Origin of the sequence: Stenotrophomonas sp. PvP093, from assembly GCF_017876915.1 — a bacterium.
In the GTDB taxonomy this organism is placed as follows: domain Bacteria; phylum Pseudomonadota; class Gammaproteobacteria; order Xanthomonadales; family Xanthomonadaceae; genus Stenotrophomonas; species Stenotrophomonas muris.
The window spans coordinates 2,000,865-2,024,215 of the sequence record NZ_JAGIOX010000004.1; the positions used below are offsets into that span (position 1 = coordinate 2,000,865).

21 protein-coding genes are annotated in these 23,351 nt (G+C 68.5%); 12 read left to right on the forward strand and 9 right to left on the reverse strand.

The genetic code is table 11. The features are described 5' to 3' along the window. Positions 1–10: 10 nt before the first annotated feature. Positions 11–1,342 carry an Nramp family divalent metal transporter gene (locus tag J3A72_RS11750; protein WP_075077111.1) on the reverse strand — a complete coding sequence of 444 codons (1,332 nt, stop codon included), beginning with the start codon at positions 1,340–1,342 and terminating at the stop codon, positions 11–13. 117 nt (positions 1,343–1,459) lie between these two features. Here J3A72_RS11750 and mntR point away from each other — a divergent pair, with 117 nt between their 5' ends. Further along, positions 1,460–1,930, forward strand: a complete 471-nt coding sequence (gene mntR, locus J3A72_RS11755; protein ID WP_014647435.1) for a manganese-binding transcriptional regulator MntR — start codon at positions 1,460–1,462, stop codon at positions 1,928–1,930. A 114-nt stretch (positions 1,931–2,044) separates the two neighbouring features. On the opposite strand, the gene J3A72_RS11760 is transcribed toward mntR, so the two are convergent. The 3 genes from J3A72_RS11760 to fabR form a co-directional block, all read right to left on the reverse strand. Beyond that, positions 2,045–2,593 (reverse strand): thioredoxin-like domain-containing protein, encoded by a 549-nt coding sequence (locus tag J3A72_RS11760; RefSeq protein WP_075077112.1) that lies wholly within the window; start codon positions 2,591–2,593, stop codon positions 2,045–2,047. Continuing rightward, positions 2,583–4,742 carry a TonB-dependent receptor gene (locus J3A72_RS11765; protein WP_075077113.1) on the reverse strand — a complete coding sequence of 720 codons (2,160 nt, stop codon included), beginning with the start codon at positions 4,740–4,742 and terminating at the stop codon, positions 2,583–2,585. The genes J3A72_RS11760 and J3A72_RS11765 overlap by 11 nt, the downstream gene beginning before the upstream one ends. A gap of 268 nt (positions 4,743–5,010) precedes the next feature. Beyond that, the gene (gene fabR / locus J3A72_RS11770) at positions 5,011–5,667 is read right to left on the reverse strand and encodes an HTH-type transcriptional repressor FabR (protein WP_014647432.1); all 657 of its coding nucleotides are present in this window, start codon (positions 5,665–5,667) and stop codon (positions 5,011–5,013) included. A 92-nt stretch (positions 5,668–5,759) separates the two neighbouring features. Here fabR and J3A72_RS11775 point away from each other — a divergent pair, with 92 nt between their 5' ends. Continuing rightward, complete coding sequence (locus J3A72_RS11775) at positions 5,760–6,830, forward strand: ferredoxin reductase (RefSeq protein WP_075077114.1); 1,071 nt, start codon at positions 5,760–5,762, stop codon at positions 6,828–6,830. 11 nt (positions 6,831–6,841) lie between these two features. Then, the gene (locus tag J3A72_RS11780) at positions 6,842–7,990 is read left to right on the forward strand and encodes an acyl-CoA desaturase (RefSeq protein ID WP_069116489.1); all 1,149 of its coding nucleotides are present in this window, start codon (positions 6,842–6,844) and stop codon (positions 7,988–7,990) included. 5 nt (positions 7,991–7,995) lie between these two features. Here J3A72_RS11780 and J3A72_RS11785 read toward each other — a convergent pair whose 3' ends face one another. The 5 genes from J3A72_RS11785 to J3A72_RS11805 form a co-directional block, all read right to left on the reverse strand. Further along, positions 7,996–8,331 carry a tetratricopeptide repeat protein gene (locus J3A72_RS11785; protein WP_075077115.1) on the reverse strand — a complete coding sequence of 112 codons (336 nt, stop codon included), beginning with the start codon at positions 8,329–8,331 and terminating at the stop codon, positions 7,996–7,998. Beyond that, entirely contained in the window at positions 8,328–8,906 is a 579-nt protein-coding gene (locus J3A72_RS11790; protein ID WP_032962524.1) for a flavin reductase family protein, read from the reverse strand. Before J3A72_RS11790 ends, J3A72_RS11785 begins: the two co-directional genes overlap by 4 nt. Then, positions 8,903–9,532, reverse strand: coding sequence for a superoxide dismutase (locus J3A72_RS11795; protein WP_046431053.1), 630 nt, complete (start codon positions 9,530–9,532; stop codon positions 8,903–8,905). Before J3A72_RS11795 ends, J3A72_RS11790 begins: the two co-directional genes overlap by 4 nt. A gap of 584 nt (positions 9,533–10,116) precedes the next feature. Continuing rightward, complete coding sequence (locus tag J3A72_RS11800) at positions 10,117–11,637, reverse strand: thioredoxin family protein (RefSeq protein WP_069116491.1); 1,521 nt, start codon at positions 11,635–11,637, stop codon at positions 10,117–10,119. A gap of 97 nt (positions 11,638–11,734) precedes the next feature. Beyond that, on the reverse strand, positions 11,735–12,184 hold the full coding sequence (locus J3A72_RS11805) for a GNAT family N-acetyltransferase (RefSeq protein ID WP_032962518.1): 450 nt from the start codon (positions 12,182–12,184) through the stop codon (positions 11,735–11,737). A 66-nt stretch (positions 12,185–12,250) separates the two neighbouring features. Here J3A72_RS11805 and J3A72_RS11810 point away from each other — a divergent pair, with 66 nt between their 5' ends. The 9 genes from J3A72_RS11810 (at position 12,251) to J3A72_RS11850 (ending at position 23,335) form a co-directional block, all read left to right on the forward strand. Beyond that, positions 12,251–13,186, forward strand: a complete 936-nt coding sequence (locus J3A72_RS11810) for a TIGR03571 family LLM class oxidoreductase (protein WP_075077145.1) — start codon at positions 12,251–12,253, stop codon at positions 13,184–13,186. A gap of 125 nt (positions 13,187–13,311) precedes the next feature. Next, entirely contained in the window at positions 13,312–13,623 is a 312-nt protein-coding gene (locus tag J3A72_RS11815) for a DUF3817 domain-containing protein (RefSeq protein ID WP_041863547.1), read from the forward strand. Between the two features lie 151 nt (positions 13,624–13,774). After that, positions 13,775–14,971 (forward strand): MFS transporter, encoded by a 1,197-nt coding sequence (locus J3A72_RS11820; RefSeq protein WP_075077146.1) that lies wholly within the window; start codon positions 13,775–13,777, stop codon positions 14,969–14,971. Beyond that, positions 14,968–16,161, forward strand: a complete 1,194-nt coding sequence (locus J3A72_RS11825; RefSeq protein WP_014647421.1) for an isochorismate synthase — start codon at positions 14,968–14,970, stop codon at positions 16,159–16,161. Before J3A72_RS11820 ends, J3A72_RS11825 begins: the two co-directional genes overlap by 4 nt. Beyond that, positions 16,158–17,810 (forward strand): AMP-binding protein, encoded by a 1,653-nt coding sequence (locus J3A72_RS11830; RefSeq protein WP_014647420.1) that lies wholly within the window; start codon positions 16,158–16,160, stop codon positions 17,808–17,810. The genes J3A72_RS11825 and J3A72_RS11830 overlap by 4 nt, the downstream gene beginning before the upstream one ends. After that, positions 17,810–18,442, forward strand: a complete 633-nt coding sequence (locus J3A72_RS11835) for an isochorismatase family protein (RefSeq protein WP_032962508.1) — start codon at positions 17,810–17,812, stop codon at positions 18,440–18,442. Before J3A72_RS11830 ends, J3A72_RS11835 begins: the two co-directional genes overlap by 1 nt. Beyond that, complete coding sequence (locus J3A72_RS11840; RefSeq protein ID WP_075077147.1) at positions 18,442–18,699, forward strand: phosphopantetheine-binding protein; 258 nt, start codon at positions 18,442–18,444, stop codon at positions 18,697–18,699. Before J3A72_RS11835 ends, J3A72_RS11840 begins: the two co-directional genes overlap by 1 nt. Next, on the forward strand, positions 18,696–22,586 hold the full coding sequence (locus J3A72_RS11845) for an enterobactin synthase subunit F (RefSeq protein WP_075077148.1): 3,891 nt from the start codon (positions 18,696–18,698) through the stop codon (positions 22,584–22,586). Before J3A72_RS11840 ends, J3A72_RS11845 begins: the two co-directional genes overlap by 4 nt. Then, on the forward strand, positions 22,577–23,335 hold the full coding sequence (locus tag J3A72_RS11850) for a 2,3-dihydro-2,3-dihydroxybenzoate dehydrogenase (RefSeq protein WP_075077149.1): 759 nt from the start codon (positions 22,577–22,579) through the stop codon (positions 23,333–23,335). The genes J3A72_RS11845 and J3A72_RS11850 overlap by 10 nt, the downstream gene beginning before the upstream one ends. Positions 23,336–23,351 lie beyond the last annotated feature (16 nt).

Below are 23,351 nucleotides of genomic sequence, written 5' to 3' on the forward strand. Positions count from 1 at the left end.
GGGATGCGGTTTACGCCCCGGCGAAGGTGTCCACCAGCAGCTTCACGTTCAACACCACGATCACCAGCGCGATCACCCAGGCGATCGCGCCCAGCCAGCGCGGTGCGACCAGCGCGCCCATCGTCACCTTGTCGGTCACGATCCGTACCAGCGGGATGATCGCGAACGGCAACTGCATCGACAGCACCACCTGGCTCAGCACCAGCAGCTTCACCGCGCCCTGGTCGCCGAACAGCAGGATCACCACCACCACCGGGATGATGGCCAGCGCACGCGTGATCAGCCGACGCAGCCACGGCGGCATTCGCAGGTGCAGGAAGCCTTCCATCACGATCTGGCCGGCCAGCGTGGCGGTCACCGTCGAATTCAGGCCCGAGGCCAGCAGGGCCACCGCGAACAACGTCGCCGCCGCGCCCACACCCAGCATCGGTGCCAGCAGCTGGTGCGCCTGCTCGATGTCTTCCACATCAAATCGGCCATTGGCATGGAACACCGCCGCCGCCAGGATCAGGATGCTGGCGTTGATGAACAGCGCCAGGGTCAGCGCAAGGGTGCTGTCGGTCACCGCCCAGCGCAGCGCACTGCGGCGGCCTTCATCGGTACGTGGGTAGGCGCGGGTCTGCACGATGGACGAATGCAGGTACAGGTTGTGCGGCATCACGGTGGCACCAATGATGCCGATCGCGATGTACAGCGCGTGCGGATCGGTCACCACCTGCGCGCGCGGAATGAAGCCGCCCAGCACCGCCATCACCGGCGGCGCCGCCATCGCGATCTGCACCACGAAGCAGCCGAAGATCACCATCAGCAGCGCGATCACGAACGCTTCCAGCGCACGGAAGCCGCGGTTCATCAGCAGCAGCACCAGCAGCGTGTCCAGCGCGGTGATCACCGCACCCCACAGCAGTGGCAGATCGAACAGCAGTTTCAGTGCGATGGCGGTGCCGATCACCTCGGCCAGGTCGCAGGCGATGATCGCCGCCTCGCACAGCGCCCACAACGCCAGGTTCACCGGCTTGGGGTAACGCGCGCGGCAGGCCTGCGCCAGGTCCATGCCGGTGGCGATGCCGAGCCGCGCCGACAGCGCCTGCAGGATCACCGCCATCAGGTTGGAGATGAGGATGACCGACAGCAGCAGGTAGCCGAAGCGCGAACCGCCGGCGAGGTCAGTGGCCCAGTTGCCAGGGTCCATGTAGCCGACCGAGATCATGTAGCCCGGGCCGAGGAAGGCCAGCAGGCGGAACCACCAATGGCCCTTGTCGGGCACCGCGACCGAGGCGTTGAGCGCACCCAGGCTGGCCGGAGTGGAGGCCGAAGGGTCGCGGGGCGCCAGGGTGTTCATGGGTCCGAATATAGCTCCTGCTATAGTCATTAGCAATGTGAAACAATCGTCTTTATCGTGTGACTGGTCCAGAATTCAGGTTCAAGACCGGATTGCACCGGAAGGACAGGCGCAGGCGTGGGCAAGACCGACGATTCGACATCGCTGAAAAGCACCCCCTTGATCGAGGCCGAGCGCCAGGTCGAGAGTTTCCGGCAAGTGCGCGAGGCGCACCGGATGGAGCTGGTGGAGGACTATGTCGAGCTGATTTCGGACCTGCTGGCCGACGGCGGCGAGGCCCGCCAGGTCGACATCGCCACCCGACTGGGCGTGGCCCAGCCCACCGTGGCGAAGATGCTGCGGCGCCTGGCCCGTGATGGCTGGGTGGTACAGCGGCCGTACCGTGGCGTGTTCCTGACCCCGGAAGGCGAGGCGCTGGCCCACGCCAGCCGCCAGCGCCACCAGACCGTGGAGCGTTTCCTGCTGGCGCTGGGCGTGGACGCAGATACCGCGCGGCGCGATGCCGAGGGCATCGAGCACCATGTGAGCGAGCAGACGCTGGCATTGTTCGAAGCCTTCGTGCGCAAGGCCGAGGGCGAGGCGCCGTAACGGTAGCGCCGGGCCATGGCCTCCGGCCGTTCGTGCGATCCCGGTTTTTGTAGAGCCGAGCCATGCTCGGCTGCCGTTCGCACGGTGATCGAATGCGTCGAGCGTGGCTCGACTCTACAGATCGGGCGGGCAGCGCGCCTGCTGCTGCGCACACGCCCGTTTCATCCATTCCTTCAACACCGGCTGCAGGCCTTCATAGCGCCGGCCTTGCCAGCCGTTGGCCAGCACCGTGCCGTCGGCATCGATCAGTACCAGGTTCGGCGGTGCCAGCCCGGCCAATGCCTGCAGCGCCGGCATGCGCGCGGCGCGGCGCGGGTCCAGCACCGGCCACGGCATGTCCTGCGCGTGCGTGTAGCGGCGCAGCGCGCTCTCGCTCTCATCCAGGCTGACGTACACCACTTCGGTATCGGCGCCGGCCTCGCGCAATGCGTCGCGCACGCTGCGCAGCGTGGGGACGAACGCATGGCACGGTGCGCACCAGTCGGCACCGAAGTACAGCGCGACCAGCTTCGGCGGCGGCGACCACTGCATCGGCCGCAGCGAGCGCTGCTCCGGCCGCATCAACGAGGCCGAGACCTGCGCGTGCAGGTCCGCAGCCACCGTCGGTGCGGCCGGCAGCACGGCACAGGCCAGCACCAACGCTCGCAGCGCTTCAGAACGCATAGCGCAGGTTGACGTACCACGAGCGCGCGAAGCGCGGCCCGTAGACATAGTCGCTGTCACGCAGCGCGCCCACTTCCAGATCCTTCTGGCGCTGATCGAACACGTTCTTGACGCCCGCGGCTACCGACACTTCCTGCTGCGCCTGTGCGCCCAGATGGCGGTGCCAGCGCGCCCCGAGATCGGTGACCAGGAACGAACGCGTGCGGTGCAGTTCGCCCAACCGGTTGTTCAGCACCGACATCGGCCCGGTATGGCGCAGCGCGACGAAGGTCTCCCACGGTTCGGCCGGCATCCAGCTGAGCTGGGCCAGGCCGGTCCAGCGCGGAGTCTTCAGGTAGTCGCGGCTTTCGATCACGGTGTCGCCACCGTCGCCGCTGTCGTCGAAGATGCGCTGCGGCTCGCGGAAGCGCGAGCGGTACCACGAGGCACCGGCGGTCAGGCGCCACTGCGGCGACGGCTGCCAGCCGAGGTTGGTTTCCGCACCCAGCACGTTCGAGCCGGAGGCGTTGTAACGCAGCTGGCTCAGCTGGCCGTCATCGCCGCGCTGGATCTCGCCCAGCGCGAAGGTATCGCGGATGCGTGCATAGGAGGCGGTAGCATCCCAGCTCCACACCGGATTGGCCGGGTCCGAGCGCCAGTCGAAGCCGAACAGGGTGGTCAACGCGCGCTCCTCCTTCAGGCCATCGGTATTGCGCACGCGCACCTGCTCGCCGCCGAGCGTATCGACATGCACATCCTCAACGAAGATCTCCGGAGCACGGAAGCCGGTGGCAATGCCCGCCCGCCATTTCAGGTTTGGCGTGGCCTGCCAGGCCAGCGCGATGCGCGGCGAGAACACCGCGCTGTCCAGTTCCGAGCTCTTGTCCACGCGTGCACCCAGCACCAGGTCGACGTTGTCGTGCAGGCTCCATTCGTCCTGGATGAATGCGCCCAGGTTGTGGAAGGTCGCATCCTCCAGCACCGCAAGACGCTGCCCGTCACCGGTGCGGTTGTCGTCGCGCAGCGCCTCGTGCTTGTACTGCACGCCAAAGGCCAGCGCATGCGCGCCCAGCCGCCAGTTCAACTGGCTGTCGATGTAGTGCAGCGGGTTGTGGGTGCGGCCGTACTGGCGCCACGAACTCGAGGCCGCGCTGCCGGCCACGTTGCGGTCCAGCTGCGACGGGTCATAGCCGGGTGCGGACGGATCGGTGACTACGTCGCCGAGACCGCCGTAGAAGCTGTCGCGGTCGATGTCGGCGAAGGCGTAGGCCAGGCGGAAATCGACGTCGGCAGTGATCTCCTGGTCCCACGACACACTGCCGCGCCGGTATTTCGTATCCAGCGATTCGGCGATGTTGGCCAGGTATTCGGGCTGGTCCAGGCGGTTGCCGCCGCGGCGGGTTTCATCGGTTACCTGCAGGTCCAGGCGCAGCCGCGTGCCCGGCGTGGGCGCGTACCAGGCCTGCAGCCCGCCGACGTTGAGGTTCTTGCGGGTGATCTCGGTGTAGCCGTCACCGTTGTAGTCGATGCCGTTGTTCCAGTTGCGCTGGGCAATCACGGACAGGCCGGCGTCTCCTTCCTTGGCCACCAGGTCCAGCCGCACGTCGGCGTTCTTCTGCGGCGTACCTTTCAGGACATCCACGCCGGCCTGCACATGGCCACCACTGCGCGCCGGCAGCGGCGGAATCAGGTTGATCACACCGGCAACCGCACCCGGGCCGTACAGCGCCGAGCCACCGCCCTTGACCACTTCGATGCGGTCGACGAACCCGGCCGGGATCTGTTCCAGGCCGTACACGCTGCCCAGCGTGGACAGCAGCGGGATGCCATCGAACAGCAGCTGGTTGTAGGCACCGGGCAGGCCCAGCAGCTGCACTTCGCTGGTGTTGCAGTTCTGGCAGTTGCTCTCCACGCGCAGGCCGTTGATCAGCTCGGCGGCGCGCGAGAAGTCGGTGGCCGCGCGCAGCGCGATGTCTTCCTTGCGCAGCACCTCGGTGCGGATCGGCACGTCCGACAGCAGGCGTTCGCTGCGCGTGGCGGTGCTCACCTTGACCTGCACACGGTCCAGTTCGGTCGGTTTCGGAGTGGCGGCCAGTGCAGGCAGCGGCAGGGTCAGGGCAATGGCGGCGGCCAGGGGCAGCCGATCGAAGAGGGGCGTGGCAACGGGCATGAGGGCGTCGTCCTTGGGGAAAGAAAGGCGGCGAGGGCGACCTGGCTGACGCATATGAAAGCAGTGGCTTATCAATATAGCAAGTGCTATATAAGGAAGCCGCAGTCATTCCGAGCGGAACGCCGACCGAGCCAGATCATGGCCGTGTTATAACATTACATTTGGCAGCCGCAACCCTGCCTGTGGTCATGCACGGAGGTTGGTGTTGCTGTGTGGTTGGGGTCAGAGCCCTTTCCCTTGGAAAGGGATCCGACCCCGGGGGCGATCGTCAGCCGCGGCGGAACGCGGCGGGCGTGCGGGCGCCGACGATGATCATGCGGATCATCGTGGAGATCTCTTCGATCAGCTCCGGGTCCTTCTCCGGCGGCAGGTCCATGGCGGTGGCACCCATCGCGAACACCAGCCGGGTGATGGCCTTGGCCACCAGTTCCGGGGCATGCAGCACGGCGCCGTCCAGCGCGGCCAGGCGCACCAGGTCGTGCTGCAGCTCTTCCTCGAAATAGTGCAGCTCACGTTCGACCGCGTGCTTGAAGTCGTCCGAACCCACCGCGCCTTCGCGCAGCAGTACGTGCAGCAGCTTGTCGTCGGCGCGCAGCTGTTCCATGAAGGTCTCCACCGAAACCCGCACCACGCTGGTGGCGGTGGAGGTGGCACGCTGGCGGGCCTCGCCGATGATGGTCCGCAGCGAACGGCCGGCGGCGTCGATCAGCGCCACGGCCAGTTCGTCCATGTCGCGGAACTGCCGGTAGAAGCTGTTCGGCGCGATGCCGGCCTCACGTGCCACTTCGCGCAGGCTGAGCGTGGACAGGCTGCGGTGCGGCCCGATCAGTTTCAGGGCGGCGGCCAGCAGGTCCTCGCGGCTCACCGTACGGCGGGCCGGGCTGTTGGCATCTTCAGGCGTCGACAAGGCGGTGGCGGCGGCCATGGGGGTTCCGGTGGGGCGAGGCTGAATCATACCCAATCCGGTTCAATATACACATGTATACACAGGTGTATGTGCGCCCGTATAGTTCGCCCATGAGCGCTGTCGTCCGTCCGTCCCTGTTCTCTCCGTACCGCTGGGTCTCGCCGTCGCTGTTCGATTTCTGGGCGGGCCAGCTCAATCCCCTGTGGACCCTGCGCGAGCCGGTGGCCCGCCTGGTCCGGCGAGAGCCGGCCGGCGAGGGCGCGGCGACCCTGGTCCTGCGCACCAACCGGCACTGGGCCGGCATGCGCGCCGGCCAGCACGTCACCCTGGGCGTGGAGATTGAAGGGCGCCTGTGGCAGCGCAGCTACAGCCCCACCGCACTGGGACGGCGCGAGCTGGCGATCACCGTCAAGGCGATCGACGGCGGCCTCGTCAGCCAGCACCTGGTCAACCACGCGCAGCCGGGCGAACTGTTCCGCCTCGATGCCGCCTTCGGCGAGTTCCACATGCCGGCTGCGGCGCCGGTGTTGCTGCTGGCTGCCGGCAGTGGCATCACGCCGATGCGCAGCCTGTTGCGCGACGCCTGCCAGCGCCCGCTGGCAGCGCCGGTGGACCTGTTCTACTGGGAACGCAGCGCCGCCCACCTGCAGTTCCGTGATGAGCTGCAGGCGTTGGCCGCCAGCCAGCCGAACCTGCGTGTGCACCTGCTGACCACCCGCGAAGGGGATGTGCCCGCCGCACGTATCGATGCCCACGACCTGCAGGTGGTGGGCGATGACACCCCGTTGGCGCAGCGCCATGTGCTGGCCTGCGGCCCGGACGGCTTCGTTGCCGCCGCCCGCGAACGCCTGGCGCACCAGGTCACCGGTTTCCAGGCGGAAGCGTTCACTCCTCCCGCACCGCTGCGTGACGCCAGCAGTGAAGGGGAGGTCGTGCTGACGCTGGCGCGCAGTGGCCGCCAGCTGAGCGTGCCGCGTGGCAGCTCGTTGCTGGAAAGCCTGGAAGCCCATGGCATCAAGCCCAGGCATGGCTGCCGCATGGGCATCTGCAACACCTGCAGCTGTGACCGCGTCAGTGGCGCCACCCGCCACCTGCGCACCGGCGACCTGCAGTCCGAATCGGCGCAGCCGGTACGGATCTGCGTGAGCGCACCGACCACCGACCTGACCCTGGATCTCTGAGGACGCCTGCCATGACCCGCGCTACCGACCGTGCCCTGAGTACTGCCGAGATGCATGCCTTCGGTGAGGAACTCGACGCGATCCGCGACCGTGTGATCGGCAGCCTCGGCGCCTCCGATACCCGCTACATCCGCCGCGTGGCCGCCGCCGTGCGCTGGTTTGGCGTGGGGGGCCGTGGCCTGCTGTTCCTGGCGGCGTTCTCGCCACTGCTCTGGATGCCACTGCTGTGGCCGGCCGCGATCACCGGCACGCTGCTGCTGGCGCTGTCGAAGATCCTGGAGAACATGGAGCTGGGCCACAACGTCATGCACGGCCAGTTCGACTGGACCGGCGACCCCAAGCTCAACGGCAATACCTATGAGTGGGACATCGTTGCCACTGCCGACAACTGGCGCAAGACCCACAATTTCCGCCACCACACCTATACCAACGTGCGTGGCATGGACGATGACATCGGTTATGGCCTGCTGCGCATCTTCCCGGAGCAGCGCTGGAAGCCGTTCTACCTGCTGCAGCCGATCATCGCGCCGATCTTCGCGCTGCTGTTCCAGTGGGGCGTGGCCGCGCAGGACCTGCGCCTGGGCCGCTGGCTGAAGGGTCGCATCAGCGGCCGTGCGATGTGGCTGCAGACCCGCCCGGTGGCGCGGAAAATGGCCCGCCAGGTGCTGAAGGACTACGTGTTCTTCCCGCTGCTGGCCGGCCCGTTCTTCCTCACCGTGATGCTGGGCAACATGGTGGCCAACGGACTGCGCAACATTTGGACCTACGTGATCATCTTCTGCGGCCACTTCACCGCCGAATCGGAAACCTTCCCGAAGGAATGCCTGCGCAATGAATCGCGCGGCCACTGGTACCTGCGCCAGCTGCGCGGTTCATCCAACATCAGCGGCGGCTTCCTGATCAACGTGCTGTCGGGCAACCTCAGCCACCAGATCGAGCATCACTTCTATCCGGACCTGCCGGCCAACCGCTATGCGGCCATTGCCAAGGAAGTGAAGGACATCTGCCGTCGCTACGGCCAGCACTACAACAACGGCTCGCTGCCGCGCCAGTTCGGCCAGGTGGTCTGGCGCATCCTGCGCCACGCGTTCCCGAGCAAGCCGCGTCGCCTGCCGATGTCGGACATCATGTCCGCACCGGCATCGGCCAACGCGGGCTGATCAACTCAGCCCGCCTTCGCCGGCTCCGCCTGCTCGCGGTCCAGGCGGCGCAGGAACACCTGCATTTCCCTGCGTGCCTGCTGGTCGCCCTTGCTGCCGGCCACGCTCAATCCGCGCTGCCAGGCTTCGCGCGCCGCCTGCGGCTGGCCACTGGCCAGCCAGGCCTTGCCCAGCAGCTTCCACGCCGCCGAGTACTGCGGATCAAGCACCACGCAACGGCCCAGATGGGTGGCCGCGCGCACCGGGTTGCCGGCATCCAGCCAGCCCTTGCCCAGGCCGAAGCGCAGCAGCGCGCCATCCTTGCCGGCGGCGAGCATGCATTCCAGAGCTTCGATGTTCATCCGCGCACCTCCACCAGCAGTTCGGCCGGGCCGGGCTGGAAGCGGCCGCGATGGAACAGCAGCGGCGCGCCGCCGTTTTCGTGCACGTCGATGATGCGGCCGGCCAGCAGCAGGTGATCGCCCACCGGCCACTGTGCGTGGCGAGTACAGGTGAGATGGGCGACCGCACCGGCGATGCGGGGTGGGGCGTCCTCGTCGTCATCCAGCAATGCCAGGCCGTCGAAGCGATTGCGGACCTGCGGATCGGCGAAGCGCCGGGCCAGCGCTTCCTGGTCGGCCGCCAGCACGCTGATTGCAAAGCGGGTGGCGCGCTGGAAGGTGGACAGGCTCTGCGCGTGCAACGCCAGGTTCCACAGCACCAGCGGTGGCTGCAGCGAGACCGGTACGAACGAGTTGATGGTCAGGCCGACCGGCTTGCCCTGTGCATCGCGCGCGCAGACGATGGCCACGCCGGTCGGGAAATGGCCGAGCAGCCGCCGCAGGGCACGCGGCGGCATCTCGACCGACGGCACCGGCGCCGGTGCGGGGAAGACCCCCGCCCACGGCCCGGCGTACGGCACTGTCTCGCCGCTCATGAGGCCCGGGCCTGGCGGTAGCGCCGGCCGACCTCGGCCCAGTTGATGATGTTGAAGAACGCACCGATGTAGTCCGGGCGACGGTTCTGGTAGTGCAGGTAGTAGGCGTGTTCCCAGACGTCCAGCGCGAGGATCGGGGTATTGCCTGACAGGCCCACGGTTGCACCCATCAGCGGGCTGTCCTGGTTGGCGCTGCTTTCGACCTGCAGGCGGCCATCGCGGTCACTGGTCAGCCAGGCCCAGCCGCTGCCGAAACGGGTCTGCGCGGCCTTGCTGAAGGCGTCCTTGAAGGCATCGAAGCTGCCCAGGTCACGGTCGATGGCGGTGGCCAGTTCCTCATCGGGTGCACCACCGTCGGCGCTGAGCACGGTCCAGAACAGGCTGTGATTGGCGTGGCCACCGCCGTTGTTGCGGACCGCGCCACGCTGCGCCTCGGGCACTGCACCGAGGTTGGCGATCAGCGCCTCGACCGGCTGTTCGGCGATGCCGGCCTGTTCGATGGCGGCATTGAGGTTGTTGACGTAGGCCTGGTGGTGCTTGCTGTGATGGATCTCCATCGTGCGCGCATCGAAGTGCGGCTCAAGGGCGTCGTAGGCGTAGGGGAGCGGGGGAAGCGAGTACGACATCGAAGCAATCTCCGTGGGGAAGGCCAGGGGCTGGCCGTGGGGAGATTGTTATCGCACCTCAACATTGGTTGAGGTCAAGGGGCGGGATTGAAATGCGTGCGCGTTCGTCGCCTTGATTCTTCCTGGCAGGCAGGGGCTGATGGGTCAGCGCAGGACACGCCGTGAACCCATCCATGGGGGCTCGATGGCGCCATCCGTGGCGCCAACGGTCCTGCGCTGACCCATCGCCCCTGCAGGACAGCTCCCTGCGCTGGCGCGGAGACGGAGTCAAAGGCAGGAGCAGGAGCGGCATGGTAGTGCCGGCCGCTGGCCGGCAATCAGCGAAGGTCGGGTTGCCGGCCAGCGGCCGGCACTACCAGAACCCGCTTTTCGAACCTCACCGGCGCGCTGTTGCGCTGCCCGCGCTCGCAGGAAACTGTCGGGTGGCGGGGGAAGGGGCTGGCCGGGACCGTTGGCGCCATGGATGGCGCCATCGAGCCCCCAAGGATGGGTTTACGGCGTGTTCCGGCCAGCCCCTTCCCCCGTCACAGCCGATATCAACAAAAGCGCCGGCAGGCGAACCAGCCGCCAGCGCCTTCATCAACTCAACTCAACCAATCCTTGCACGCACCATCGCCCTGATCGCCGCAGGCCTGCTGCATCCGCTGCTGCAGCCGCGCCAGTGTTTCGGCGCCCTGGTGCTTGCCGCTCCACGTCTTCAACTGCCCGGCCAGGCGCTCGAAACGCTGGCGGGTACGCTGGTGGTAGCCCGACGGCTGCGCTTCCAGTTCGGCGATCAGCGAGGCGGTGGCCTGCTCGATGCGTGGTGCATCGTCCGGCGCCAGCTTCAACAGGCCCTCCACGTACAGCACGCCCCACTGCACGCGGGTGGCCGGGCCCTGCGCACCATCGTAGGCGCGCTTCAGCCACTCCAGCGCACCGGCGGTGTCGCCGCGCTGCTCGGCCAGTTCGGCCAGCTCGGGCATGTAGTAGTACGGCTGTTCGCTGCGTTTCAGCTCGGCTAGCAACAGCGCCTCGGCGCCCGCGTCGTCGCCGACCTGGCGCAGTGCGTAGACCGCGCTGCTGATCGTGGCCTGGCGTGCATGCGCATCGGTGGCGGCGGCATCGGCAGCGGCCACGCGCTGCTTGACCCGCTCAACCAGGGCCGCGGGCAGTGCGCCGTTTGGCTGCTGCTGACGGGCCAGCGACACTTCGGTCAGCGCACGCGACAGCGCGTCGTCGGCACGGTTGCCGCGCTCGGCATCTGCGCGCTCCAGTGCGACCAGCAGCTGCTGCCCCAGCGTGTTGCTGGTGGCCGGCCCCGCACTGGCCTGCTTGACCAGCGTCGCGCCCGCGTAGCCCAGCAGTTCGCGGTTACGACGGACTTCGGCAGGTTGCGCCAGCACTGCCTGCAGCAGCTCACGCACCTCGGTGGGCGAGCTGGCGGGCGTGTCGGCGGTGGCCAGGGCCAGCAGGGCGAAGCGGCGTTGCAGCGCCGCGTCGGGTGCGGCCTTGGACAGCTGGCGCAGCACATCCTGGCTCCTGCGCTCGCCGGCCAGGCGGTTGGCGTCGACTTCCCAGCCGTAGTCGCCCAGCACCTGCCAGTCTTCGGCGGCCAGCCTGTCCGGCGTGGCCAGTGCCGTCGCCAGGGTGGCGGCGATGGCGCTGCGGCGCCCGGCCGCGACGGTCAGCGCACGGGTCAGTTCGGCCGCGTCGTTGCCGCCGGCCACGCGGGTGAGCTCATTGCGTTGTGGGTCCAGCACGATCAGGGTCGGATAGCCGCGCACCCCGAAGCGTTCGCCCCAGGCCTGTGCCCCTTCCTCGTCGCCATCCAGGTAGACCGGCACGAACTTGCCGGTCAACGCGATGAACGCCGGGTCCTTGAACAGGCCGGCCTTGAGCTGGTTGCACGGCGGGCACCAGACCGCGCCCCAGTACAGCAGCACCGGCTTTCCGCTGTCGGCGGCCTCGGCGAAGGCATCGTCCACATCGCCCTGGCGCCAGGCGATGGCGGACGCCGGCGCGGGCGCCTCGGCGGAGCTGGCGGTGGACACCGGGGCCGGGGTGCAGGCGCTCAGCGCCGAAGCCAGCAGCAACACGGAAAGCGCGACGCGCATCGGCGGCATCTCGAAGGGGGGACAGTCCATTGTAGGAATGGCCGGGGAGTGTGCTGATTCAGTTTGCTTATATCGGCCGTGCAGCGGGGCATGACACCCGCTGTCCTCAGGCGGCTGCCCGCACCATCTGCTGGTACACCAGCCCGTTGAACTCGCCGACATCACCGTCCAGCACGAAGCCATAGCGCAGGTAGGTAGGCACTGCGTTGAGCGAGGCGCGCACGGTCAGCACCGGTGTGCGCAGGTGCGGCAGCACGGCTTCGAACAGGGCATGGCCGATGCCCTGGCCCTGGCAGGCGGGATCGACGAACAGCATCGCCAGGTGGCGGCCTTCCTTCAGCTCTACCACGCCGAGGATGCGGCCGTCCTGCTCGGCCACCAGGATGTGGTTGTCACCCTGCAGGCGTGCAGCGAACGCATCGGCGGCGGCGACACTGCCGAACGTAGCGATGCCGGCCGCGCTGAGCGAGGGCGCGACGGCCGCAGTGAATGCGGCCAGGCATACCGCGCTCATCGCGGGCAGGTCATCGATGTGGGCGGGGCGGATCCTCGGCATGCAGCGTTCTTCCTGTGGCGTGTGGCGTGTCATCGTCGCCGGTTGCCTGCACGCTAAGCTGGTCCCATGAGTGAATTCAATCCCGCCTACGCTTCGTTGTTTCCGCAACAGGGACTGAGCCTGGGCCTGATGACGCCCGTTGCGGCGCATGGGCTGGCCGATCCGGGCGCGGCGCGGCGCATTGCGCGGCTGGCCGACGATCTTGGTTTCGCCGCGTTGTGGGCGCGCGATGTACCGTTGATGGTGCCGCAGGGTCCGGACGCGACGGTGAGCGCGCTGGACGACCCCTTCCTGTGGCTGGGCATGCTGGCCGCCGCGACCACGCGCATCGCGGTCGGTACCGCCGCCATCGTGTTGCCGTTGCGCCAGCCGTTGCAGGTGGCGAAGTCGGCCTTGAGCCTGGACCGGATCAGTGCAGGGCGGTTCGTGCTGGGCCTGGGTTCGGGTGACCGCCCGGAAGAATTCGCCGCCTTCGGCGAGGATCTGGAGGGCAGGGCGACGACCTTCCGTGAGCGCTGGACGTTGCTGCGCGCGGCGTTGTCACCGGAGGCCGATGCGCGGACCGCCGTACTGCAGGCCACGGGTGGCTTCGACGTGCTGCCGGCGCCGGCAACCCGCATCCCGATGCTGGTGGTGGGTACCGCGCGGCAGAGCCTGCAGTGGATCGCGCGCGAGGCCGAAGGCTGGGCCACCTATCATCGTGAGGAGGCCGCGCAGGAGGGGCGCATCGGCCTGTGGCAGCAGGCGCTGGTGCAGCGCGGTGGGCCGGGCAAGCCATTCGTGCAGTCGATGCTTCTGGATCTGCAGGCAGATCCGCAGGCGCCAGCCGAGCCGCTGCCGCTGGGCCTGAAGGTCGGCCGCGATGGCCTGCGTGACTATCTGCTGCGCGTGCATGGGCAGGGCGTGGCGCACGTGATGTTCAATCTGGTCGACAACGGGCGGCCGATGGACGCGGTGTTGCGTGAGATCGGGGAGCAGGTTCTGCCGAATATGCCCCGGTAGGTGTCCACCTTGGTGGACACGCTCCAGCAGTCGAGCACGGCTCGGCTCTACATGCAGTGTGCATCTGCGTATCATTCGCATTTGATACCCCGCTGCCGGAGCCCCGTGTGACCCAACGTTCCCCCATGCACCCGAGCGGACGCCTGTTCGCCGCGGTCGCTTTCATCGAGGCCGTGACCTGGGCCGGCCTGCTCATCGGCATGTGGATGAAGTACGGCCCCATGGCCAACGTGGCGCTGGTGAAGCTGTTCGGACCCCTGCACGGCGTGGCGTTCCTGCTCTATGTGGCGGTGACGCTGTTCGCGGCGCTGCGCCTGCGCTGGCCGTGGTGGGCCAGTGCGCTGGCGCTACTGGCAGCCATCCCGCCGCTGGTGACGCTGCCATTGGAATGGTGGTTCAAGCGCCGTGGCCTGTTGGGCCTGCGCGCGGTGCGCTGAAGTCGCTGTTGCGTGCCCGTTTAAGAGAATGGGTATCAAATGCAAATACGAGCCGTTATCATTTGAGGACGGCGTCCGGTCCTGAGCAGGGCCGGCGCCGGGCGGGGCGCAGGTGCGCCCGGCGATCCCTTCCTGTTACGGCTGGTGTTCCATGCACGCACGTCCCGTCGTTCCCGGCTTGCCGGCGCTGGTAGTGGCCGCCCTGATCGGCACCATGGCGATGATGTCCTTCGTCGCCGTGATCGGTCCGGTGGTCCGCATGCTCGGGCTGTCCGAGTGGCATGCCGGACTGTCGGTCACCGCCGCGGGCATGTTGTGGATGCTGGCCGCGCGCCCCTGGGGCCAGCTCAGCGACCGCATCGGCCGCAAGCGCGTGCTGATGCTGGCGATGAGCGCCTACATCGTGGTCTACATCGCGCTGGCGGTGTTCATCGACGTTGCCCTGCAGGCGGTGCCGCCGGTACTGGTATCGGTGCTGGTGCTGGTCGGTGCGCGAGGCCTGATCGGCCTGTTCTACGCGGCGGTGCCGCCCACCGCAGCCGCGCTCATCGCCGACAAGGCACCGACCGGCCAACGTGCGAAATTCCTCGCCCGACTGGGCAGCGCCAATGCGCTGGGCATGGTGCTCGGGCCGGCCGCTGCCGGCTGGCTTGCCTATACCAACCTTTCGCTGGCGCTGTACGTGGCCGCGTTGCTGCCGCTGCTGGCACTGGCATTGCTGGCCTGGCGGCTGCCGGCTACACCGCCGGTGGTTGGCGCGTCCGCACAGCGCCGCGCGCCGATGAGCCGCCTCGACCCGCGCCTGCGCCTGCCGCAGCTGGCGGCGCTCATCGCCATGGTCTCGGTGACCATCGCGCAGGTGACGGTGGGCTTTTTCGCGATTGATCGCCTGGGCCTGGATGCTGCCGCTGGTGCACGCATGGCCGGCATCGCGCTGACCGCGGTCGGCATCGGCCTGATCCTGGCGCAGGCGCTGGTGATGAAGCTGGAGGTGCATCCGCGCCGCTGGATCATCCTCGGCGCGCTGATTTCCGGCATTGGCTTTGCTTCGGTGGCGGGCGTGCAGCAGGGCTGGCAGTTGCCGGCGGCATACGCGCTGGCCGCGTTCGGCATGGGCTTCGTATTCCCCTCGTTCCAGGCGCTGGCCGCCGACGCGGTGGAAGCGCACGAGCAGGGTGCCGCAGCGGGCACGGTCGCTGCCGCGCAGGGGCTGGGCATGGTGGCCGGGCCGATGCTCGGCACGCTGTTGTATCGCGGCGGGCCCAGCCTGCCATATCTGCTGGTCGGCGCGCTGCTGCTGTTGCTGTGCGCGCTGGCTGCAGCGCATCGGATGAAGGAGACCCCATGAACGATTCCCTGATGCAGGGCGCGTGGCCGGAGGCTGCGCCCGCGCCGCTGGAGAGCACTGACGACGCGTCGCTGTTCCTGCTGCAGCATGCCGGCCAGCATGTGCACGCACGCGGTTGCCGCCTCGCGCTGCCGGGTGGCGCGCTGGCAACCCTGGCGGAGCGCGTTGCGGCCTTCTTCGCCCAGCAGCGTGGCGGTCCGGGCCTGCTGGTCGGTGCGGTGCCATTCGAACCGCGTGCCGACGACGCGTTGTACCAGCCTGAGCGCCTGCTGCCGGCCCTGCCATTGCAACCACGGGCGGCGCCGGCGCTGCAGGGCCCGCTGCAGGCGGAGCCCGCAGCGCAGGACTATGCAGCCGCGGTTGCCGAGGCAGTGAAGGCGCTGCGCGCGCCCGACCAGGACCTGCACAAGGTGGTGCTGGCGCGCAGCCTGCTGGCGCACAGCCGCCATGCGCTGTCTCCAGAGGTGCTGCTGGCGCGGTTGGGCGCGGATCCCTCGGTGGCGACCTATGCGGTGCCGCTTCCGGTTGAACCGGGGCACGCACCGGCCTGGCTGGTCGGCGCAACACCGGAGCTGCTGCTGCGCAAGCGTGGCGCCGAGCTGTTGTCGCACCCGCTGGCCGGGTCCGCGCGCCGCAGTGCCGATGCCGCCGAGGACGAGCGCGCCGCGCAGGCGCTGCTGGCTTCGAACAAGGACCATGACGAGCACCGCCACGTGGTCGAGGCCATCATCGAGGGCCTGGCGCCGTACTGCAGCCACATCGATGCGCAGCCGCGCCCGGTGCTGCATGCCACCGCCAGCATGTGGCATCTCGGCACCCGCATCCACGCCACCCTGAAGGATCCGCAGACATCGGCGGCCGAGCTGCTGGCGCAGTTGCATCCAACGCCGGCGGTCTGCGGTACACCCCGGCTGGCGGCACTGCAGCGTATCCGCGAGCTTGAGCCGGTGCCGCGTGGCTTCTATGCCGGTGCGGTCGGCTGGCTGGATGCGCAAGGGGATGGTGACTGGTATGTGGCGATCCGCTGCGCACGCCTGCAGGGCACGCAGCTGCGCCTGTACGCCGGCGCCGGCATCGTTGCCCAGTCGCAGCCCGAGGCCGAGGTCGCCGAAACCGCGGCGAAGTTTGCCGCCCTGTTGAACGCGTTGGGCGTCCACGACGCCGCGCCCGTCATCGAGCCTGCTGCATGAACACGCCCACTGTTTCTTCCCGCCTGCCACTGCAGCAGGCTTGGCCCGATGCGCTGGTGGCGCGCTATCGCGAGGCGGGCTACTGGCGCGGCGAGACCTTCCCGGCGTTCCTGCGTGAGCGTGCGGAACGCTACGCTGATGACATCGCCGTGGTCGCTGGCGATGTGCGCCTGAGCTACGCGCAGCTGTGGCACGAGGCCGGTCGCATCGGTGCCGGACTGCTGGCACTCGGCCTGCAACCCGGTGAGCGGGTGCTGGTACAGCTGGGCAACACCGCCGGGTTCATCGCCACCGTATGCGGGCTGTTCCGCGCCGGCCTGGTGCCGGTGTACGCGCTGCCGGCGCACCGCATCACCGAGCTGGTGCACTTCGCCAACAAGGCCGAAGCCAGTGCCTACATCACTGCCGACCTGCACGATGGCTTTGATCATCGCGGGCTGGCGCGGGCGCTGCAGGCCGAGGTGCCGGCGCTGCGCCACGTGGTCATCGATGGCGATGCAGCAGAGTTCACCGCGCTCGAGGCGCTGCAGGGAGACCGCAACCAGCTGCCGGCCGACCCGGACCCGCAGTCGGTGGCGTTCCTGCAGATCTCCGGCGGCAGCACCGGGCTGTCCAAGCTGATTCCACGCACCCACGACGACTACATCTACTCGTTCCGTGCCAGCAATGACCTCTGCGGCATCGACCGCGACAGCGTGTACCTGGTCGCGCTGCCGGCCGCGCACAACTTCCCCATGAGCTCGCCCGGTTTCTTCGGCGCGCTGTATGCCGGTGCCCGCGTGGTGCTCAGCCCCGGTCCGGGGCCGGACGCGGCCTTCCCGCTGATCGCGCGCGAGCAAGTGACCTGCTGTGGGCTGGTGCCGCCGCTGGCGCTGTTGTGGGCACAGGCCGCCGCCACCAGCAAGCACGACCTGTCCAGCCTGCAGGTACTGCAGGTAGGCGGGGCCAAACTGGTGCCGGAAGCCGCACGGCGGGTGATTGACGGTCTTGGCTGCACGCTGCAGCAGGTGTTCGGCATGGCCGAAGGCCTGGTGAACTACACACGGCTGGATGATCCGGAAGAACTGATCGTAGCCTGCCAGGGCCGGCCGATCAGCCCGGACGACGAGGTGCGCGTGGTCGATGACCATGACCAGCCGGTGCCGGAAGGCGAGGTAGGGCATCTGCTGACCCGCGGCCCGTACACCATCCGTGGCTACCACAACGATGCGGTGGCCAATGCGCGTTCGTTCACCGACGACGGCTTCTACCGCACCGGCGACCGCGTGCAGCAGCTGCCCGGAGGCTACCTGGTGGTGCAGGGCCGTGCCGGTGACCACATCAACCGGGCGGGCGAGAAAATCTCCGCCGAGGAGATCGAAGATCACCTTCTGGCCCACCCCGGCGTGTTCGACGCCGCCGTGGTCTCCATTCCTGACGAGTATCTCGGGGAGCGCAGCTGCGCGTTCGTGATCCAGCAGGGTGAGCCGATCAAGGCCCCGGCACTGAAGGCCTGGATGCGCGGGCGCGGCCTGGCGGCGTTCAAGGTGCCCGACCAGGTCGTGTTCGTCGACAGTTTCGATACCACCGCGGTCGGCAAGATCAGCCGCCGCGAACTGCGCGCGCAGCTGCGTGCGCGTCATCTGCAACAGACAGGAGGAACGCGCTGATGGCGCTGCCCCGTATCACCGATTACCCCTTGCCGACTGCCGCCGAACTGCCGCAGGCGCGCGGCCCGTGGCGCCCCCAGCGCGATCGTGTCGCGCTGCTGGTGCACGACATGCAGCGCTATTTCCTGGCCGCATTCGACGCCGGCAACGCACCGCTGCGGCCGGCAGTGGACAACATCGCACGGCTGCTGGCGCATTGCCGCGCGCACGGCATTCCGGTGTTCTACACCGCCCAGCATGGCGACCAGGACCGCCGTGACCGTGGCCTGCAGGCCGACCTGTGGGGGCCGGGCATGCGCCGCAGCGCCGATCACGAACCGATCATCGAAGCACTGGCACCGCAGCCGGGCGAGCACGTGCTGGTGAAGCACCGCTACAGCGCGTTCCAGCGCAGCAACCTGGAGACGCTGATGCGGGTGCGTGGACGCGACCAGCTGCTGGTCACTGGCGTGTATGCGCATATAGGCTGCACGGCCACCGTGGTCGAAGCCTTCCAGCGCGACATCGAGGCGTTCATCGCGGCCGATGCGGTAGCGGATTTCTCGCGTGCCGACCACGATCAGGCCCTGCACTGGATTGCCCGCACCTGTGGCGTACCGATGACCACCGACCAGTTGCTGGAGGTGCTGTGATGGCCGCCACGGGTGAGGTGCTGGATCTGGAGCGGATGCGTGCCGACGTGGCGCGCGTGCTGGAATGTGCCCCGGCCGAGATCGGTGACGACGACAACCTGATCGACCTGGACCTGGACTCGATGCGCATGCTCGGCCTGGTCCTGGCCTGGGGCAACACCGGCCTGCCGCTGGAGTTCTCGCAGTTGGCCGAGCACACCACGCTGCGCCAGTGGTGGGCTGTGGTGCAGCAACTGCAGGCCGCGCAGAACGCATGAACGCCGCTGCGCTGGCCACACCGGTGGCATTGACCGAGGCCCAGGCCGGACTGTGGTTTGCACAGCGGCTGGCACCGGACAACCCGTCGTTCAACACCGCACATGCGGTGTGGATCGACGGCCCGTTGGACGTGGCCGCGTTCATTGCAGCGGCAGACCAGGCTGCAGGCGAGGCCCAGGCCTTCGCGTTGCGCTTTGCCGAAGGGGCCGATGGCCAGCCGCTGCAGTGGCATGACCCGGCACACGTGCCGCTGCTTTCGGTGCGCGATGTTTCCACCGCGGCGGATCCCGCCGCTGCGGCACGCAACCTGATGCACACCGACCGTCTGAGCCCGGTCGATCCCACCCGTGACCGGATCAGTCAGCAGGTGTTGTTTGACCTGGGCGGGCAGCGCTGGGTCTGGTACCTGCGCGTGCATCATCTGGCCGCCGATGGCTACGGCATGGCGCTGTTCACCGATCGCGTGTGCGCGTTGCATGCCGGTCGCATGGCTGAACCGCTGCCAGGGCTGGCGGGCGTGCTGGCGGATGACGCCGCCTATCGTGCCGACCCGCGTCGTGCGCAGGCCGGGCGCTGGTGGCGCGAGCAGTTGCAGGGGGCGCCGGCGGGCGTGGGCCTGGCGGGTACCGTGGCGGCCAGCGACGATGCGCTGCGCTGGGTGCAGCCGCTCGATGCGGCCTTCCGTGAGCAGCTGCTGCAGGCCTCGGCACGTTGGCTGCAGCCCTGGCCGGATGTGCTGGCCGCGCTGGCGGCCGAGTACCTGCGGCGGATGAGCGCCGCCGATGAAGTGGTGCTGGGCGTGCCCTACATGGGCCGGCTCGGCAACGCGTCGGCGCGGGTGCCGGCGATGGCGATGAACGTGTTGCCGCTGCGCGTAGCGGCCGGCGAGGGCAGCGTCGAGGCCTTCACCCGCGGCCTGGGCCGGCAGCTCAGCCAGGGTCGCAAGCACGGCCGTTACCGCAGTGAGCAGCTGCGCCGCGACCTGGGGCTGGTCGGCGCGCAGCAGCGCCTGCACGGTCCGCTGGTGAATGTGCAGCCGTTCTACAAGCCGCTGGCGCTGGCCGGCGTGCAGGCGACGCTGGAGGTGCTGTGCACCGGGCCGGTGGATGATCTGACACTGGGCTTCCGTGGCGATGGCCAGCACCTTCTCGATCTGGAGATCGAGGCCAATCCCGCGCTGTACAGTCGCGAGGATGTCGATGCGCATGCAGCGCGGTTGCTGCATTTCGTGTCGGCAGCATTGCAGGCTGACGATATTGCAGCCGTGCCTTTGGCGACGCTTGAGGAGGCGCAGCAGGTGCTGCACGGTTTCAATGCCACCGCGCACGCGCTTCCCGAGACTACCCTGGTTGAACTGCTGCAGCAGGGCATGGATCGGGATCCGCACGCGCCGGCGCTGGTGTTCGGCGACACTACGCTCGACTATGCAACGCTGGAAGTGCGCAGTTTCGCGCTTGCCGCACAACTGCGCGGGATGGGCGTCGGCCCGGGCAGCGTAGTCGCGGTGGCATTGCCGCGCTCGCTGGAACTGGTGCTCGCACTGGTCGCGGTGCTGCGCGCAGGCGCGGCCTATCTTCCGCTGGACCTTGCCCATCCTGACGAGCGGTTGGCACGTATTCTTGCGTCGGCGCAGCCGGTGTGCGTACTGGCTGCGCCAGACGTATCGGTGCGCATGGCCGGTGTGCCGGTGCTCGCGCCGGAGCAGTGGACCGCGCTGAGTTTTGCGGCGCCATGGGCGGATCCTGCGCCCAGCGATGCCGCCTATGTGATCTATACCTCCGGTTCGACCGGCGAGCCCAAGGGCGTGGTCGTCGAACACCGCGCGATCGTCAATCGCCTGCTGTGGATGCGCGAGCACTACGGCATCGGCGCCGATGACCGCGTGCTGCAGAAGACCCCGGCCACCTTCGATGTCTCGGTCTGGGAATTCTTCCTGCCGCTGCTGTGCGGGGCAACGCTGGTGGTTGCCAGGCCCGATGCGCATCGCGATCCCACTGAACTGGCGCGCTTGATCCGGGGCGATGGCATCACCACGGCGCATTTCGTGCCGTCGATGCTCGACGCCTTCCTCGCTGCGCCGGCCTCCGAAGGTTTGCAGCTGCGCCGCGTATTCACCAGCGGCGAGGCGCTGGACGCTGCGTTGCGCGACCGCTTCCATGCGCGCGTGCACGCAGAACTGCACAACCTGTATGGCCCGACCGAGGCCGCAGTGGACGTCAGCTATTGGCCGGCGTCAGCGCAGGATCGCTCGCGGCCGGTGCCGATCGGCTTCCCGGTCTGGAACACCCGCCTGTACGTGCTGGACGCCCGGATGCAACCGGTGCCGGTCGGCGTGACCGGTGACCTGTACCTGGGCGGCGTGCAGCTGGCACGCGGCTATCTCGGTCGCGACGATCTGACCGCCGAACGCTTCCTTGCCGATCCTTTCCTGGCGGGCGAGCGCATCTACCGCACCGGCGACGTGGCGCGCTGGCGCCGCGATGGTGCGGTGGAGTACCTGGGCCGCAGCGACCATCAGGTGAAACTGCGCGGCCTGCGCATCGAACTGGGCGAGATCGAGGCGGCTTTGCGCGAACTGCCGGGCATGGAACGGGTGGAAGTGCTGCTACGCCAGGATGCTCCCGGCGAAGCGCGTCTGGTGGCCTATGTGCCGACCGCGCTTGCCGATGCCGTAATGCTGCGCAGCCACCTCGCCACGCGTGTGCCTGACTACATGGTGCCCTCGGCCATCGTTGGTGTGGACCGCTGGCCGGTGACCGCCAACGGCAAGCTCGACCGCAATGCGTTGCCGAAGCCACCGCAACGTGAAGTTGCCGGCTTGGCGCCGCGCACGCCGTTGGAACAGGAGCTGGCGTTGCTGTTCGCACAGGCGCTTGGGCGTGAGGCGCCGGTGGCGGTGGATGCGGACTTCTTCAGTCTCGGCGGTGACTCGCTGTCGGCGGTGCACCTGCTGCTGGCGATCGAGCAGCGCTGGCGCTGCGATCTGGGTTTGGGCGCCTTGTTTGCCCAGCCCACCGTGGCCGCGCTGGCGGTTCGTATTGCCGCGCCACCCGCGCTGGCCGATCACGCGCTGGGGCCGGTGATCGCGCTGGCCGCAACCGACGCTGCCGGGCCCACGCCGCTGTTCGTGCTGCACCCGGCCGGTGGCATCGCCTGGAACTACCGCACCCTGGCCCGGGCACTGCAACCAGCCCGCCCGGTGTATGGCCTGCAGTCGCCGGCACTGGACGCGCGGCTGCCACTGCCGAGCAGCATCGAGGCGATGGCCAACGACTACGTACAGCGCGTGGTCGCACTGCAGCCGAAGGGGCCGGTGCATCTGCTGGGCTGGTCGGTGGGCGGCATCCTGGCCCAGGCGATGGCGGTGCGGCTGCATGAGATCGGCCGCGACGTTGGAGAGCTGGTGCTGCTGGACGCCTATCCCAGCGAGTGCTGGCGGGCCGAGCCTGAACCGGACGCCGTCGCCGCACTGCGGGCACTACTGGCGATTGCCGGCCATGATCCGGATGCGCATCCGGAACTGGACAGCCGGGAACGCATACTCGCGTTCCTGCGTCGCGGCGGGAGTGCACTGGGCAGCCTGCCGGATGTGGTGCTTGACGGCGTGGTGCGCGCGGTGACCGGTACCAATCGGCTGATCCGTGAACATATCCACCGGCCGTTCGAGGGCACGCTGGTGCACGTCCGCGCTGGCCGGGATCACCAGGCGCGGCCACAGCTGCAGTCGGCGTTGTGGCGGAGCCACGCGAGCAAGGTGCAGGCACTGGAACTGCCGTTCCTGCACGCCGAACTGACCGGCCGCGATGCGGTGGCGCAGCTGGCACCGTGGTTGTCGGCGCGGTTGCGTCACTGGGACGAGCAACAGGAGATCGCAACATGCAGTTGACCGGCATTGAAGGCCGCGTGGCGCTGGTGACCGGCGCTGCCGGCGGCATCGGCGAGGCACTGGTACGGTTGCTGGCCGCGGCCGGTTGCACCGTGGTGGCGACCGATCGTGAGGCACCCATGTTCGCGGATGCACGTGTGCAGGCGTTTGCTCTTGACGTGACCGACAGTGAGGCCGTCGACGCCTTGGTGGATCGGGTCGAGTCCAGCATCGGACCGATCATGCTGGCCGCCAGCGTGGCCGGTGTGCTGCATGTGGGCGGCGTGACCGAGACCGGCGATGACGACTGGCGCCGGGTGTTCGCGGTGAACACCGACGGCGTGTTCCATGTCGGGCGTGCTCTGGCGCGGGTGATGTCGCCGCGCGGGCAGGGCGCGATGGTTACCGTCAGCTCGAATGCGGCCGGTGTGCCGCGACACGGGATGGCCGCCTATGCGGCATCCAAGGCCGCCGCCACCATGTTCACCCGCTGCCTCGGGCTAGAGCTGGCGCCGTTGGGCATCCGCTGCAACATCGTCGCCCCGGGATCGACGTTGACCCCGATGCAGACCGGCATGTGGCAGGACGAGCACGGTGCCGAGCGGGTGATCGCCGGCAACCTGGAGACCTACAAGGCCGGCATTCCATTGCGCAAACTCGCCACCCCGGAGGACATCGCGCACTCGGTGATGTTCCTGCTCTCCGATCAGGCCGGGCACGTGGCCATGAGCGACCTGTACGTCGACGGCGGCGCCACCCTGCGCGGCTGAGCCCCGACGGCCGCCT

What these genes read in the sequence shown, in the direction of transcription:
- J3A72_RS11815 (WP_041863547.1), top strand. Translation starts at nt 13,312, where the DNA reads ATGCACCCGAGCGGACGCCTGTTCGCCGCGGTCGCTTTCATCGAGGCC.
- J3A72_RS11825 (WP_014647421.1), top strand. Translation starts at nt 14,968, where the DNA reads ATGAACGATTCCCTGATGCAGGGCGCGTGGCCGGAGGCTGCGCCCGCG.
- J3A72_RS11830 (WP_014647420.1), top strand. Translation starts at nt 16,158, where the DNA reads ATGAACACGCCCACTGTTTCTTCCCGCCTGCCACTGCAGCAGGCTTGG.
- J3A72_RS11780 (WP_069116489.1), top strand. Translation starts at nt 6,842, where the DNA reads ATGACCCGCGCTACCGACCGTGCCCTGAGTACTGCCGAGATGCATGCC.
- J3A72_RS11800 (WP_069116491.1), bottom strand. Translation starts at nt 11,637, where the DNA reads ATGCCGCCGATGCGCGTCGCGCTTTCCGTGTTGCTGCTGGCTTCGGCG.
- J3A72_RS11810 (WP_075077145.1), top strand. Translation starts at nt 12,251, where the DNA reads ATGAGTGAATTCAATCCCGCCTACGCTTCGTTGTTTCCGCAACAGGGA.
- J3A72_RS11835 (WP_032962508.1), top strand. Translation starts at nt 17,810, where the DNA reads ATGGCGCTGCCCCGTATCACCGATTACCCCTTGCCGACTGCCGCCGAA.
- J3A72_RS11795 (WP_046431053.1), bottom strand. Translation starts at nt 9,532, where the DNA reads ATGTCGTACTCGCTTCCCCCGCTCCCCTACGCCTACGACGCCCTTGAG.
- J3A72_RS11765 (WP_075077113.1), bottom strand. Translation starts at nt 4,742, where the DNA reads ATGCCCGTTGCCACGCCCCTCTTCGATCGGCTGCCCCTGGCCGCCGCC.
- J3A72_RS11805 (WP_032962518.1), bottom strand. Translation starts at nt 12,184, where the DNA reads ATGCCGAGGATCCGCCCCGCCCACATCGATGACCTGCCCGCGATGAGC.
- J3A72_RS11785 (WP_075077115.1), bottom strand. Translation starts at nt 8,331, where the DNA reads ATGAACATCGAAGCTCTGGAATGCATGCTCGCCGCCGGCAAGGATGGC.
- J3A72_RS11850 (WP_075077149.1), top strand. Translation starts at nt 22,577, where the DNA reads ATGCAGTTGACCGGCATTGAAGGCCGCGTGGCGCTGGTGACCGGCGCT.
- J3A72_RS11760 (WP_075077112.1), bottom strand. Translation starts at nt 2,593, where the DNA reads ATGCGTTCTGAAGCGCTGCGAGCGTTGGTGCTGGCCTGTGCCGTGCTG.
- J3A72_RS11820 (WP_075077146.1), top strand. Translation starts at nt 13,775, where the DNA reads ATGCACGCACGTCCCGTCGTTCCCGGCTTGCCGGCGCTGGTAGTGGCC.
- J3A72_RS11840 (WP_075077147.1), top strand. Translation starts at nt 18,442, where the DNA reads ATGGCCGCCACGGGTGAGGTGCTGGATCTGGAGCGGATGCGTGCCGAC.
- J3A72_RS11845 (WP_075077148.1), top strand. Translation starts at nt 18,696, where the DNA reads ATGAACGCCGCTGCGCTGGCCACACCGGTGGCATTGACCGAGGCCCAG.
- J3A72_RS11790 (WP_032962524.1), bottom strand. Translation starts at nt 8,906, where the DNA reads ATGAGCGGCGAGACAGTGCCGTACGCCGGGCCGTGGGCGGGGGTCTTC.
- J3A72_RS11775 (WP_075077114.1), top strand. Translation starts at nt 5,760, where the DNA reads ATGAGCGCTGTCGTCCGTCCGTCCCTGTTCTCTCCGTACCGCTGGGTC.
- J3A72_RS11750 (WP_075077111.1), bottom strand. Translation starts at nt 1,342, where the DNA reads ATGAACACCCTGGCGCCCCGCGACCCTTCGGCCTCCACTCCGGCCAGC.
- fabR (WP_014647432.1), bottom strand. Translation starts at nt 5,667, where the DNA reads ATGGCCGCCGCCACCGCCTTGTCGACGCCTGAAGATGCCAACAGCCCG.